The organism is Pseudomonas sp. TAE6080 (assembly GCF_018732265.1).
In the GTDB taxonomy this organism is placed as follows: Bacteria; Pseudomonadota; Gammaproteobacteria; order Pseudomonadales; family Pseudomonadaceae; genus Aquipseudomonas; species Aquipseudomonas brenneri.
Map to the genome: position 1 here is coordinate 121,305 of NZ_JAHIDY010000015.1, position 12,367 is coordinate 133,671.

At 59.0% G+C, this 12,367-nt stretch carries 14 protein-coding genes; 5 read left to right on the forward strand and 9 right to left on the reverse strand.

The annotated features are described in order from the left end of the window. Positions 1–76 precede the first annotated feature (76 nt). Positions 77–772 carry a lipoate--protein ligase family protein gene (locus tag KL786_RS13780; RefSeq protein WP_032858511.1) on the forward strand — a complete coding sequence of 232 codons (696 nt, stop codon included), beginning with the start codon at positions 77–79 and terminating at the stop codon, positions 770–772. On the opposite strand, the gene crp is transcribed toward KL786_RS13780, so the two are convergent. After that, positions 769–1,416, reverse strand: coding sequence for a cAMP-activated global transcriptional regulator CRP (gene crp / locus KL786_RS13785; protein ID WP_032858510.1), 648 nt, complete (start codon positions 1,414–1,416; stop codon positions 769–771). The two genes, KL786_RS13780 and crp, sit on opposite strands and share 4 nt — an antisense overlap. 235 nt (positions 1,417–1,651) lie before the next feature. Between crp and KL786_RS13790 the strand changes: the two genes are divergently transcribed. Continuing rightward, positions 1,652–2,074 carry an OsmC family protein gene (locus KL786_RS13790; protein ID WP_029296755.1) on the forward strand — a complete coding sequence of 141 codons (423 nt, stop codon included), beginning with the start codon at positions 1,652–1,654 and terminating at the stop codon, positions 2,072–2,074. A gap of 120 nt (positions 2,075–2,194) precedes the next feature. Here KL786_RS13790 and coq7 read toward each other — a convergent pair whose 3' ends face one another. The 6 genes from coq7 to hemJ all read right to left on the reverse strand — a co-directional run bounded on the left by coq7 (position 2,195) and on the right by hemJ (position 6,648). Beyond that, on the reverse strand, positions 2,195–2,842 hold the full coding sequence (gene coq7, locus KL786_RS13795; protein WP_029296753.1) for a 2-polyprenyl-3-methyl-6-methoxy-1,4-benzoquinone monooxygenase: 648 nt from the start codon (positions 2,840–2,842) through the stop codon (positions 2,195–2,197). Between the two features lie 112 nt (positions 2,843–2,954). Continuing rightward, positions 2,955–3,293 carry a histidine triad nucleotide-binding protein gene (locus tag KL786_RS13800; RefSeq protein WP_032858506.1) on the reverse strand — a complete coding sequence of 113 codons (339 nt, stop codon included), beginning with the start codon at positions 3,291–3,293 and terminating at the stop codon, positions 2,955–2,957. A 46-nt stretch (positions 3,294–3,339) separates the two neighbouring features. After that, positions 3,340–4,125: an SDR family NAD(P)-dependent oxidoreductase gene (locus KL786_RS13805; protein ID WP_215517953.1), complete on the reverse strand. Its 786-nt coding sequence runs from the start codon at positions 4,123–4,125 to the stop codon at positions 3,340–3,342. Positions 4,126–4,188: 63 nt separating this feature from the next. Further along, positions 4,189–5,151, reverse strand: a complete 963-nt coding sequence (locus KL786_RS13810; RefSeq protein ID WP_215517954.1) for a DUF805 domain-containing protein — start codon at positions 5,149–5,151, stop codon at positions 4,189–4,191. Between the two features lie 70 nt (positions 5,152–5,221). Then, entirely contained in the window at positions 5,222–6,184 is a 963-nt protein-coding gene (locus KL786_RS13815; RefSeq protein WP_032858500.1) for an NAD(P)H-dependent flavin oxidoreductase, read from the reverse strand. 35 nt (positions 6,185–6,219) lie between these two features. Continuing rightward, positions 6,220–6,648 carry a protoporphyrinogen oxidase HemJ gene (hemJ, locus tag KL786_RS13820; protein ID WP_032858499.1) on the reverse strand — a complete coding sequence of 143 codons (429 nt, stop codon included), beginning with the start codon at positions 6,646–6,648 and terminating at the stop codon, positions 6,220–6,222. 135 nt (positions 6,649–6,783) lie between these two features. Here hemJ and argC point away from each other — a divergent pair, with 135 nt between their 5' ends. Together argC and erpA are read left to right on the forward strand one after the other, a co-directional pair. After that, complete coding sequence (argC, locus tag KL786_RS13825) at positions 6,784–7,818, forward strand: N-acetyl-gamma-glutamyl-phosphate reductase (RefSeq protein WP_215517955.1); 1,035 nt, start codon at positions 6,784–6,786, stop codon at positions 7,816–7,818. Positions 7,819–7,971: 153 nt separating this feature from the next. Beyond that, complete coding sequence (erpA, locus tag KL786_RS13830; RefSeq protein WP_003176443.1) at positions 7,972–8,322, forward strand: iron-sulfur cluster insertion protein ErpA; 351 nt, start codon at positions 7,972–7,974, stop codon at positions 8,320–8,322. Between the two features lie 67 nt (positions 8,323–8,389). On the opposite strand, the gene KL786_RS13835 is transcribed toward erpA, so the two are convergent. Both KL786_RS13835 and KL786_RS13840 read right to left on the reverse strand, forming a co-directional pair. After that, positions 8,390–9,481, reverse strand: a complete 1,092-nt coding sequence (locus KL786_RS13835) for an anhydro-N-acetylmuramic acid kinase (RefSeq protein ID WP_215517956.1) — start codon at positions 9,479–9,481, stop codon at positions 8,390–8,392. Between the two features lie 3 nt (positions 9,482–9,484). Next, positions 9,485–10,897, reverse strand: a complete 1,413-nt coding sequence (locus KL786_RS13840; RefSeq protein ID WP_215517957.1) for a peptidoglycan DD-metalloendopeptidase family protein — start codon at positions 10,895–10,897, stop codon at positions 9,485–9,487. A 209-nt stretch (positions 10,898–11,106) separates the two neighbouring features. On the opposite strand from KL786_RS13840, the gene tyrS reads away from it, so the two are divergent. After that, positions 11,107–12,306 carry a tyrosine--tRNA ligase gene (tyrS, locus tag KL786_RS13845; RefSeq protein WP_215517958.1) on the forward strand — a complete coding sequence of 400 codons (1,200 nt, stop codon included), beginning with the start codon at positions 11,107–11,109 and terminating at the stop codon, positions 12,304–12,306. The last annotated feature ends 61 nt before the right edge of the window (positions 12,307–12,367 follow it).

Genomic DNA, 12,367 nt, shown 5'->3' on the forward strand with positions numbered 1-12,367 from the left:
TGACTGAAAGTCCGCTATCGCAGGCAAGCCAGCTCCCACATTTGCTTTTGTGTTTATTCAGAGAGGTAGATGCCCGATGATCCAGCCCGTAGCGATGACCGTTGAAGCTGGTCTTGCTGCCGAGCAGGACTTGCTGGCAGCCGTCTGTGCGGGTGAGCAATCCTTCGGCCTGCTGTTCTGGCAGCCCAGCGACCAGGCATTGGTGATGCCTCGCCGCCTGAGCCGCTTGCCCGCGTTTGAAGCGGCGAGCCAAGTGTCGGCAGACCACGGTTGGCCGGTGTTGCTACGGGAAACCGGTGGTGAACCGGTGCCGCAATCGAGCGCCACGGTCAATATCGCTCTGGTCTACGCACCGCCGCGCAGTGAGAGCGACCAGGGTCGGATTGAAACCGGATACTTGCGTCTGTGTCAGCCCATCTGCGATTTACTGACCGAGTTGGGGGGCGATGCCTCTGTGGGTGAAATCGACGGCGCCTTTTGCGATGGCCGCTATAACGTCAACCTCGACGGACGCAAGATGGTCGGCACCGCCCAGCGCTGGCGCCAGAGTGGTGGGCGCCCGGTGGGCCTGGTGCATGGCGCACTGTTGCTGGATAACCATCGCGAGGAGCTGATTGCTGCGGTCAATCGTTTCAACCAGGCGTGTGGCCTGGAACAACGGGTTCGCGCTGACAGCCATATCGCCCTGCATGAAGCCTTTGCTGCGCCAGATGCGATCAGCCGCCTCGACGGTTTATACCGGCAGATGCTGGCGCAGGTCTTTGCGCCCTAGCGAGTGCCGAACACCACCATCGTCTTGCCTTTGACGTGAACCAGGTTGCGCTCTTCCAGATCCTTGAGCACTCGACCGACCATCTCCCGCGAGCAACCGACAATTCGCCCGATTTCCTGGCGCGTAACCTTGATCTGCATACCGTCAGGATGGGTCATGGCATCCGGTTGCTTGCACAGCTCCAGCAGGCAGCGAGCGACGCGCCCGGTGACGTCGAAGAACGCCAGGTCGCCGACTTTGCGCGTGGTGTTGCGCAAGCGCTGGGCAATCTGGCCGCTCAGGGCGTAGAGGATGTCCGGATCTTGTTGGGCCAGTTCGCGAAATTTTGCGTAGCTGATTTCCGCGACCTCACACTCGATCTTGGCTCTCACCCAAGCGCTGCGTTCCTGTTCTTTCCCGGCTTGCTCAAACAGCCCCAGCTCCCCGAAAAAATCACCGGTATTGAGGTAGGCGATGATCATTTCGCGGCCATCTTCATCTTCGATCAGGATCGTGACCGAGCCTTTGATAATGAAGAACAGGGTTTCCGAGCGTTCCCCGGCGCAGATGATGTTCTGTTTCGCCGGATAGCGACGCCGCTGGCAATGAGTCAGCAGCTTGTCGAGGTTCTTGATCTTGGGTGTGAGGGGGGTAATAGCAACCATGGTTGTATCCCGAAAAGACTGCACGGTGTGGTTGGACTTGTATTTTTTATCGAGCGAGGTCCATCCAGTGGATGGCAATGCGCCATTGATTTGGCGCCAGCTTAACAGACACATTCTGACTCGATCAGGGAATTTATCTATCAAGGCCTGCTGTTGATCGTATTCCGGCAGAACACTGCGCTTGCGGGGGGCTGTGATAAGCTGGCGCCCCTTTTTTAGCAGTGGAGTCTGGGCGATGAAGGCACGCATCCAATGGGCGGGCGAAGCCATGTTCCTCGGTGAATCGGGCAGTGGCCATGTGGTAGTCATGGATGGCCCGCCGGAAGCCGGTGGCCGCAATCTGGGTGTACGGCCTATGGAAATGCTCCTGCTCGGCGTGGGTGGTTGCAGCAACTTCGACGTGGTCAGCATCCTGAAGAAGTCGCGCCAGGCGGTGGAAAGCTGCGAAGCCTTTCTGGAGGCCGAGCGCGCCACTGAAGATCCCAAGGTGTTTACCAAGATCCATATGCATTTTGTGGTCAAGGGGCGTGCGCTGAAGGAAGCGCAGGTCAAGCGGGCTATTGAACTGTCGGCGCAGAAGTACTGCTCGGCCTCGATCATGCTCGGCGCGGCCGGTGTGGCCATTACTCATGATTACGAGATCATTGAGTTGGGTTGACCTTTTGCAGGAGCGAGCTTGCTCGCGAAGAACGCCAACGATAACGGGTTTAGTCAGGCTACCCGCGGTGTCCTTGAGTTTTTCGCGAGCAAGCTCGCTCCTACAATGTTCGTGTGAGGTTTAAATGCGGTAAGTGCTTTTGGTCATGACCTTGGCCATCAGGCTCATGCCAAACCTTACCGGCGCCGGGAAGCGGAAACCGCCGGCATCCAGCGCGCTTTCTGCGTGGTGCTCTTCATCGATACGCATCTGCTCAAGAATCGCCCGGGATTTTTCGTCCTCGGCCGGCAGTTGTTCCAGGTGCTCATCCAGGTGCTTGCACACCTGATGTTCGGTCGCCGCGACAAAACCCAGGCTGACCTTGTCGCTGATCAAGCCAGCCGCCGCGCCGATACCAAACGACAAACCGTAAAACAGTGGGTTCAGCACGCTGGGGTGGCTGCCCAACTGGCGGATGCGCTGTTCACACCAGGCCAAGTGGTCGATTTCTTCCTCGGCCGCATGCTCCATGGCTGCGCGTACCTGCGGCAGCTTGGCGGTCAGGGCCTGGCCCTGGTACAGCGCCTGGGCGCAGACTTCGCCGGTATGGTTGATACGCATCAGGCCGGCGACATGACGGGTATCCGTCTCGCTCATTTGTGCTTCGGGTTGCACGATGGCAGGTGACGGGCGATACGGTTGGCCGCTGAACGGCAGCAGTGTGCGCATGGCGGTGTCGGCTTGCAGCAACAGTCGGTCAATCGGCGAGTAGTGACGTTGGGTAGTCATGCTGACCTCCGGAAAAAATCTCGGCGGCCAGTTTACCGCAAGAGAGGGGCGTGCGTTTGCGCTGGGTCATGCTTCTTGTAGGGGCCGGCAAGCCGGCACCTACAATAGGGTTTCAGCCCGGTGGCCAGTTCATCTGGCGCTGACCCAGTACATGCATATGAATGTGATAGACGGTCTGGCCGCCATCCTCATTGCAGTTCATCACCACGCGAAAACCTTTTTCACAGCCTTGTTCCACCGCCAGGCGCTGGGCAGTGAACAGGATATGCCCGGCCAGGCCCTTGTCTTCTTCCGTGAGGTCGTTGAGGGTGCGGATCGGTTTTTTCGGAATCACCAGGAAATGCACGGGGGCCATTGGCGCAATATCGTGGAAGGCCAGGACCTGGTCATCTTCGTAGATAATCCTCGCGGGTATTTCTCTGTTGATGATCTTGGTGAACAGAGTATCCACAGCTGTTTCTCCATTATGAAAGTGCAGGGTGAGTGTACTCAGCCGGTCAGCGTGGGCAATAGGCCTTGTTGATGGCGCCGGCAATCTTGCGGGTCAACCAGCGCGGGCTCAAGCGCGGGCTGAACGCCAGCCAGCGGTTACGGCGACCGGGAATAATGATCGCTTTGTTCTTTGCCAGGGCACGCACGGTGTGCAGCGCCACTTCTTCCGGGCTCATCAGTTGCTGGCGTTCCAGCTTGGCGGTGTCCATTTGTGCGGTGCCGAAGAAAGCGGTGCGTGTCGGGCCTGGGCAAAGCACTGAAACCGTGATGCCGCAGCTCCTCAGCTCTTCGCGCAGGCCTTCGGAGAAGTGCAGCACATAGGCCTTGCTGGCGTAATAGGTGCTCATCCATGGTCCCGGCTGGAAGGCCGCGACCGACGCGACGTTGAGAATCTGCCCGCCACCCTGCAGGGCCATGGAATTACCCAGTGCATGGCACAGGCGAGTGAGGGCCAGGATGTTGACTTCGATCAGGTCCTGCTCGGTCATCCAGTCCTGGGCGAGAAACGGGCCGCTGGTGCCCATGCCTGCGCAGTTGACCAGCAAGTCGATCTGTCGCTCACCCTCTTCAAGTTCCAGCAGGAACCCGGAAAGCCGCAATGGCTCGCCCAGGTCGCAAGCGCGGAACAGCACCTCGACGCCAAAGCGTTGGGTCAGTTCAATGGCAATGCTTTCCAACTGATCACGCTGGCGGGCCACCAGAATCAAGCTGCGGCCGCGACGGGCCAGTGCTTCGGCCAAGGCCAGGCCGATGCCGCTGGAGGCACCGGTGATCAGAGCGTAACGGGTCATGCGTTTCTCCATCGCAACGCCACCGAGCCTGCGACAGATGCGTCACAGGCGTGGGGCGTTTCTTCATTCTTCTGGAGAGTCTACAGGTTCGGCCGCATCGTCAGCACTTTGCGCGTCTTCTTCACCGGCGATGACGCTCTGGTCAGCATCTTCGTCGGTGGTCATGGTGCTGCTTTCGTAGCCGCTGTCCACGCTGCTTTCCAGTTGGTCCAGATAGCCACTCATGCCCAGCATCACTGCGGCGGCGAATATCAGCGGGATGACTGCCAGCCACAGAGTGGCCAGGACTTTCACTGCGGTGGAGTTGCGTGGCGGTGGCGCACCATATTGGTTGGCGCCCGCATTGCCTGGCAGCACGATCAGCAGGATCGGGAAAATGCTGCCTACGATCGGCACCAGGTTCAGGAACCATAGCCACCCGGACCAGCCCAGGTCATGCAGGCGTTGCACGGTGATCTGGACACTGATCCACACAGAAGCCACGAACAGGGCGATACCGAGCAGTGAGCCAATGATGATTGCCGCAGTGGGGGAGACGGCCGCGACACCCAGGCCGACCGTGAACAGGGCGCCAACGATGGCCGACAAAACCATACTCAATACCAGCGTCCAGGCGAGGAAGCGCAGGCGACCTATCCGCCCGTTGATGGTGAAGACCTTCAGGGTGGAAAACTCAGGAAGGTTATCCCCCACGGCTGCGCGCGGCGGTGCATACGGCGACGCGGCCGGGCGCGAAAAGTCAGAGGCGCCGGAATCGGTCTCGTGGGTTTCAGCCAGGTTGAAGGCCACGGGCTGTTCGGCTTCGATACGTGCATCAACCCCGGCGTTTTTCAGCGCGGCCAGGTAGGTTTCGGCATCGGGGCGAGACAAGTCACGCTTCAGGGCGACCGGGCGTCCGGTGAAGAGCTTTTCGATTGCCTCGACTTCGCTTTTGAACAAGTCGGCCAGGTTCAGCTTGGCGGTGGTGCTTTCGACACCCGGGAGCAGGGCTCCATCAAACACAATCTTGAAACGGTTGTCGCTCATGCGGGCATCCTTGTCACTTTTCAGGGGGAGTAATGCCGGCCTGCTTCAATCGGCAGGCCTGGCGGGTGGGTCAGCGTGGCCAGCGCAATTGTACCGCTTGCTCACGCGCCTTGCGGTATTCGGCATCGAGGCGGGCAACCAGTTCATCGACGCTGGGCAAGTCGTCAATTTCACCGACGCCCTGGCCGGCGGACCATACAGTCTTCCAGGCCTTTGCCTCGTCGCTCAGAGGCTTGAGCTTGGAGCCGAAGTTGACTTCACCTTTGCCTTGCAGGGCGGCGAGGTCGAAACCGGCGTTTTCCAGGCTCTGGCGCATAAAGCTCGCGGGTACGCCGGACACCGCCGGAGTGTGCACGATATCGGCTGCGCGGGATGTGAGCAGCATCTCTTTGTAGGCATCGGGGGCGTGGCTTTCAGTGGTGCCGATAAATCGCGTGCCGAAATAGGCCAGATCGGCACCGAGCAATTGCGCGGCGAGGATCTCGTGCCCATGGTTCAGGCAGCCGGCCAGCAGCAGGGTCTTGTCGAAGAACTGGCGGATTTCGGCGATCAGCGAGAATGGACTCCAGGTGCCCGCGTGGCCACCAGCCCCTGCGGCTACGGCGATCAACCCGTCGACCCCGGCCTCGGCGGCTTTTTCGGCATGGCGTCGGGTGGTGACGTCGTGGAACACCAGGCCACCGTAACTGTGTACCGCGTCTACCAGCTCCTTGACCGCCCCCAGGCTGGTGATGACGATCGGCACCTTGTGCTCGACGCAGATCGCCAGGTCAGCCTCAAGGCGCGGGTTGCTGTTGTGCACAATGAGGTTGACCGCGTAGGGCGCGGGGTTGTCCAGCAGCGCCAGGCCCGCTTCGATTTCTTCCAGCCAGGCCTTGAAACCGCTGCTTTCGCGTTGGTTGAGTGCCGGGAAGCTCCCGACCACGCCATTGCGGCAGCACGCCAGGACCAGTTGCGGGTTGGAAATCAGGAACATCGGCGCAGCCACTACAGGCAGGCGCAGGCGTTGTTCAAGCAGAGCGGGCAGCGACATTGGAAGTACCCCGGATTAAGTGCGGCTGATTAGAGTTAGAACGGCTTTACGACGACCAAAATTACAATAGCCAGCAATATCAGAACTGGCACTTCATTGAACCAGCGATAAAAGACATGGCTGCGGGTGTTTTCGCCACGGGCAAAACGTTTTACCTGGGCGCCGCACATATGGTGGTAGCCGATCAGGATCACCACCAGGGTCAGCTTGGCGTGCATCCAGCCACCCTGGCTGAAAACGCTCGGGTTAAGGCTGATCAGCCAGATGCCGAATACCAGCGTAGCGATCATCGCCGGCAGCATGATGCCCTTGTACAGCTTGCGCTCCATGATACTGAAGCGTTCCTGGCTGACAGCATCCTGGCTTTGTGCGTGGTAGACGAACAGGCGCGGCAGGTAAAAAAGCCCGGCAAACCAGCAGACAATGCTGACGATATGAAAAGCTTTGAGCCATAGATAAAGCATTTTTAGTTATTCCCAGGTTCACGGTAACTGGAGATAGTAGAGGTTAGAGCGCCCACGCGTCACCTTGACGGTTGTCGCAGAACGATACGGCCCCTATTATCGACGGCTTTCCAGTGGTTCGTTGAGGGCAGGTTTATGGTCAAGGTCGGTATCGTCGGCGGCACGGGTTACACCGGTGTCGAATTGCTGCGTCTGTTGGCTCAGCATCCGCAGGCAGAGGTGGTGGTCATCACCTCCCGATCCGAGGCCGGCCTGGCCGTTGCCGATATGTACCCCAACCTGCGCGGTCATTACGATGGCCTGGCATTCAGCGTGCCAGACATCAAGACCCTGGGCGCCTGCGATGTGGTGTTCTTCGCCACTCCCCACGGCGTTGCCCATGCGTTGGCGGGCGAGTTGCTGGCCGCCGGGACCAAGGTCATTGATCTCTCGGCGGACTTCCGCCTGCAGGATGCCGATGAGTGGGCCAAGTGGTATGGCCAGCCCCATGGTGCTCCAGAGCTGCTTGAAGAGGCGGTGTACGGTTTGCCTGAGGTCAATCGCGAGCAGATCAGGCAGGCGCGCCTGATTGCCGTTCCAGGTTGCTATCCGACGGCTACCCAGTTGGGCTTCCTGCCGCTGCTCGAAGCCGGCCTGGCAGATGCCTCGCGCCTGATTGCCGACTGCAAATCGGGCGTCAGCGGCGCTGGTCGTGGTGCGGCCGTAGGCTCCTTGTACTCCGAGACCTCGGAAAGCATGAAGGCGTATGCCGTTAAAGGGCATCGCCACCTGCCGGAAATTCGCCAGGGCCTGCGTCGGGCGGCCGGCAGTGAGGTCGGACTGACGTTCGTGCCGCACCTGACCCCGATGATCCGTGGGATTCACTCGACACTCTATGCAACCGTCACGGACCGCTCGGTGGATTTGCAGGCATTGTTTGAAAAACGTTACGCCAATGAGCCGTTCGTCGATGTGATGCCGGCTGGCAGTCATCCGGAAACCCGCAGTGTGCGCGGCGCCAACGTGTGCCGGATTGCCGTGCATCGTCCGCAGGATGGCGACCTGGTGGTGGTGTTGTCGGTCATTGATAACCTGGTCAAGGGCGCGTCAGGCCAGGCGGTACAGAACTTGAACATCTTGTTCGGCCTCGATGAGAAGCTCGGCTTGTCCCATGCCGGCATGCTGCCTTAAAGGCAGCTACAAGTTTCAAGTTGTAAGCCGCAAGCTTGGAGCTAACAACTTGAAGCTTGCCGCTGCTCCCATAATAGTTGACCGCTTTTCTAGGAGAAGCGGATAATGGCCGCCATCACGCATATGGCGGCGCTACGCCGGGAGATTATCAGCATGAGCGTTGAATCCTTCACCCCCACGGCTTTGCAATTCACCCACGGTGCTGCGCACAAGGTGAAGAGCCTGGTCGATGAAGAGGGTAATGATCGCTTGAAGCTGCGCGTATTCGTTACGGGCGGCGGTTGTTCAGGGTTTCAGTACGGCTTTACCTTCGATGAAGATGTGGCCGATGACGACACCATCGTCGAGCGCGAGGGCGTAAGCCTGGTCGTGGATCCGATGAGCTTCCAGTACTTGGCAGGTGCCGAGGTGGATTACCAGGAAGGTTTGGAAGGCTCGCGCTTTGTGATCAAGAACCCGAATGCCACCACGACCTGTGGTTGCGGTTCGTCGTTCTCGATCTGATCGATAGCGTCTAGGCAAAACGCCGCTTGACTCTTATGGGGTCAAGCGGCGTTTTGCTATCTGCGTTTCAGGCGGGGTAGATCGCACCAAGTACGCGAAGGCCGCGGGCGCCTGTCACGCTTGGGCGGTTGGCGGCGATACCTTCAAGGCAGCAATGGGCCAGCCAGGCGAAGGCCATGGCCTCAACCCAGTCGGGGTCTACGCCATGGGTGGCGGTACTGCTGACGCGGGTGGCGGGTAGCATGGCTGCGAGGCGGTTCATCAGTGTCGTGTTATGAGCGCCGCCGCCACACACCAGCAGGGTTTCGGTTTGCGGCTGTGCGGCTTTCAGCGATTCGACGATGGTCTGCGCTGTCAGCTCCAGTAGCGTGGCCTGGATATCCTGCGCATTGAAGGTTGGCAGTTGGCCGAGATGCTGATGAAGCCAGGGCAGGTTGAAGACTTCGCGCCCAGTGCTTTTCGGGCCCTGGGTCAGGAAGAAAGGGTCGCTGAGCAGGGCGTTGAGCAGCAGTGGCTCGACCTTGCCTGCAGCGGCCCATTGGCCGTCGCGGTCAAAAGTTACGCCCTGTTGCTGATGAATCCAGGCATCCAGCAGGACATTGCCTGGGCCGCAGTCAAAGCCCGCGACCGGTTTGCCGGTCTCGATCAGGCTCAAGTTGCTGAAGCCGCCGACATTAAGTACTGCCCGGTTGCCACTGGCCTCGCCGAACAATGCTTCGTGAAAGGCAGGCACCAGGGGCGCGCCCTGGCCACCGGCGGCCACATCGCGGCTACGAAAGTCACTGACGACGGTTATCCCGGTCAGTTCGGTCAGTAGTGCAGGGTTGCCAATCTGCACAGTAAAACCACGGGCAGGTTCATGGCGAATGGTTTGCCCATGGCTGCCAATCGCGCGGATGTCGTGGTGAGTGAGCTGCTGTTGCTCCAGCAAGGCATGAATGCCTTGGGCGGCGAGTGTTACCCAGTTTTGCTGGGCAATCGCCGAGCGGGCAATCTCGTCCGGGCCGCTGGCGCAAAGGCCCAGCAGCTCCGCACGCAGGGTTTCAGGCATGGGAATGTAATGTGTGGCGATCAGTTTGACCGCCGTGTCCTGCTCGATCAGCGCAATGTCCAGGCCGTCGAGGCTGGTCCCGGACATCACACCTATATAGAGCGCCATCGCTTAACGCTTCGCCGAAGCCAGCATGGTGGCGCGTTCCTGGTCCATGCGTGCCATCAGCGGTTGGCTTTGCTGAAGGAAGCGCGCGCGCTCGGCCTTGGCGATCGGGTCGGCCATTGGCAGCTTCTGGCCCAGCGGGTCGACGTGCACGCCGTTGACCTGGAATTCATAGTGCAGGTGCGGGCCGGTGGACAGGCCGGTGGTGCCGATATAGCCAATCACCTGGCCTTGCTTGACGTTGCCGCCGGTTTTCACGCCTTTGGCAAAGCCTTGCATGTGGCCGTAAAGCGTCCGGTAGCTGTTGCCGTGCTGGATGATCACAGTATTGCCGTAACCACCGCGGCGCCCGGCCAGCAGCACCTTGCCATCGCCGGCAGCCTTGATAGGTGTGCCGCGCGGTGCGGCATAGTCCACGCCTTTGTGTGCGCGGATTTTGTTCAGAATTGGATGCTTGCGGCCCATGGAGAAACGCGAGCTAATACGGGCGAAGTCAACAGGAGTACGGATGAAGGCCTTGCGCATGCTATTGCCATCGGCGGTGTAGTAGCTGCTGTTGCCTTGTTTGTTGGTGTAGCGCACGGCGGTGTAGGTCTTGCCACGGTTGGTAAAGCGCGCCGACAGGATATTGCCGGTGCCGACGACCTTGCCGTTGGCCACCTTTTGTTCGTAGATCACGTCGAATTCGTCACCCTGGCGAATATCCTGAGCGAAGTCGATGTCGTAGCCAAATACGCTGGCCATGTCCATGGTCATGCTGTGGGACAGGCCTGCGCGTGCCGCCGACTGAGACAGCGAGCTGTTGATCACGCCATGAATATAGGCAGAGCGCATCACCGGCTTGGTGGTCACACGATTGAAGGCAAAGCCCTTGGCGCCTTTGGTCAGGGTGATGCTTTCGAGGTCGTTGAGTTTGGTGTGCAGGGTGGTCAGTTGACCTTCCGGGGTCAGCTCGAACTCAAGCTTCTGGCCACGCTTGAGCTGGGTGAATTGCTTGGCTTGCTTGTCGCTGGCCAGTACGTCGCTAACGGTCGTGGCGGGAAGGCCGACCTTCTCGAACAGCGTCGACAGCGTGTCACCTTTGGCCACGATCACTTCGCGGTGCTCCGGGCCTTTCGCTACCAGGGGTACAGGTGCTGCCTGGGCGGTCTCCTTGGTCTCGTCCGCACTGTCTTCAATCTGTGCAAAGGGAGATTCGACGCTTGCGGTTGTGGCTTGTTGCGCGTCAGAAGCGTCTTGATCTTGTGTCAGTTGTTCAATCGGGCTCTCCAAGTCAAGACTCAGAGTTGTTCGTTTGGCTTCTACGTCACTGGAAGGGAATACCAGGAGTGCCAGGCTGAGAAGGGCGGCGATACCACTTGCGGCGAGCAGGTGGGTCTTCGGGTAAAGCGGCGGCGCTTTAGACGGTTCAGTGGTCATAGGTAATTTGACTTTGAAAAGATGAAATGGAAAAGATGAATGACATGATGAAGATGAAATAACTGTATAAAATATAACCAAATCATCTGTTGCGCAAGCTTGCGAATGCCGGGCTCGCCGAATGGTGTCCGTTTGCAGGGCAAAACTTGTAATTAGTCCCTGATCTTGTATGGTTGGTTCCCTTTGAATCTGAGCCTTGCGGGTCTGTTATGAAGTCGGTTGAAGAGCAGCTAGCGCTGATCAAACGTGGTGCGGAAGAACTGTTGGTCGAGGCCGAGCTGATCGAAAAGCTCAAGCGTGGCCAACCCCTGCGTATTAAGGCTGGCTTTGATCCGACGGCGCCGGATCTGCATCTGGGTCACACGGTGCTTATTAATAAGCTGCGCCAGTTCCAGGAACTGGGGCATCAGGTGATCTTCCTTATAGGTGACTTCACCGGGATGATCGGCGATCCGAGCGGCAAGAGTGCTACGCGCCCGCCGCTGACCCGTGAGCAGGTTCTCGATAACGCCGAGACCTACAAGACCCAGGTCTTCAAGATTCTCGATCCGGCCAAGACCGAAGTGGCATTCAACTCCACGTGGATGGATCAGATGGGGCCGGCGGACTTTATTCGCCTGACGTCCCAGTACACTGTTGCGCGCATGCTTGAGCGCGATGACTTCGATAAGCGCTACTCCACCAATCAGCCTATCGCCATTCATGAGTTCCTGTACCCGCTGGTTCAAGGGTATGACTCGGTGGCGCTGCGTGCCGATGTCGAATTGGGCGGTACCGACCAGAAGTTCAACCTGCTAATGGGGCGTGAGTTGCAGCGTGCGTATGGGCAAGAGGCTCAATGCATTCTGACCATGCCTTTGCTGGAAGGGTTGGATGGCGTCAAGAAGATGTCCAAGTCCTTGGGTAACTATGTCGGTATCCAGGAAGCGCCGGGCGTGATGTACGGCAAGCTGGTTTCTATTCCTGATGCGTTGATGTGGCGTTACTTCGAGCTGTTGAGTTTCCGCTCGATGGATGAGATCAACGCATTGCGTGCTGACGTAGAGGCGGGTGCGAATCCGCGGGACGTCAAGATCAAGCTGGCGGAAGAGATTGTTGCGCGCTTCCATGGTGAAGAGGCTGCGGCCAGCGCTCACCGTGCTGCGGGCAATCGCATGAAGGATGGCGAGTTGCCGGATGATCTGCCGGAGATTGAATTGAATGCTGCCGAGGCGATGCCGATTGCTGCCGTCCTTAATAAGGCGGGCCTGGTGAAGAACTCGGCAGTGGCGCGCGACCTTCTGGGGTCTGGCGGTGTGCGTATAGATGGTGAGGTTGTCGATCGCACCTTTATATACGAACTGGGTGCGACCCACGTTTGCCAGGCCGGCAAGAAGGCATTTGCGCGTATTACGCTTAAATCCGAATAAACCTGGAATTAACGGTTGACGGCGATTTATATCTGTCTATAATTCGCCCCACTTCCGGCGC

Coding starts and splice junctions, on each gene's coding strand:
- crp (WP_032858510.1), bottom strand. CDS start 1,416: ATGGTTGCTATTACCCCCCTCACACCCAAGATCAAGAACCTCGACAAG.
- KL786_RS13805 (WP_215517953.1), bottom strand. CDS start 4,125: ATGACCCGTTACGCTCTGATCACCGGTGCCTCCAGCGGCATCGGCCTG.
- erpA (WP_003176443.1), top strand. CDS start 7,972: ATGAGCGTTGAATCCTTCACCCCCACGGCTTTGCAATTCACCCACGGT.
- KL786_RS13835 (WP_215517956.1), bottom strand. CDS start 9,481: ATGGCGCTCTATATAGGTGTGATGTCCGGGACCAGCCTCGACGGCCTG.
- KL786_RS13815 (WP_032858500.1), bottom strand. CDS start 6,184: ATGTCGCTGCCCGCTCTGCTTGAACAACGCCTGCGCCTGCCTGTAGTG.
- coq7 (WP_029296753.1), bottom strand. CDS start 2,842: ATGACTACCCAACGTCACTACTCGCCGATTGACCGACTGTTGCTGCAA.
- hemJ (WP_032858499.1), bottom strand. CDS start 6,648: ATGCTTTATCTATGGCTCAAAGCTTTTCATATCGTCAGCATTGTCTGC.
- KL786_RS13810 (WP_215517954.1), bottom strand. CDS start 5,151: ATGAGCGACAACCGTTTCAAGATTGTGTTTGATGGAGCCCTGCTCCCG.
- argC (WP_215517955.1), top strand. CDS start 6,784: ATGGTCAAGGTCGGTATCGTCGGCGGCACGGGTTACACCGGTGTCGAA.
- KL786_RS13780 (WP_032858511.1), top strand. CDS start 77: ATGATCCAGCCCGTAGCGATGACCGTTGAAGCTGGTCTTGCTGCCGAG.
- tyrS (WP_215517958.1), top strand. CDS start 11,107: ATGAAGTCGGTTGAAGAGCAGCTAGCGCTGATCAAACGTGGTGCGGAA.
- KL786_RS13790 (WP_029296755.1), top strand. CDS start 1,652: ATGAAGGCACGCATCCAATGGGCGGGCGAAGCCATGTTCCTCGGTGAA.
- KL786_RS13840 (WP_215517957.1), bottom strand. CDS start 10,897: ATGACCACTGAACCGTCTAAAGCGCCGCCGCTTTACCCGAAGACCCAC.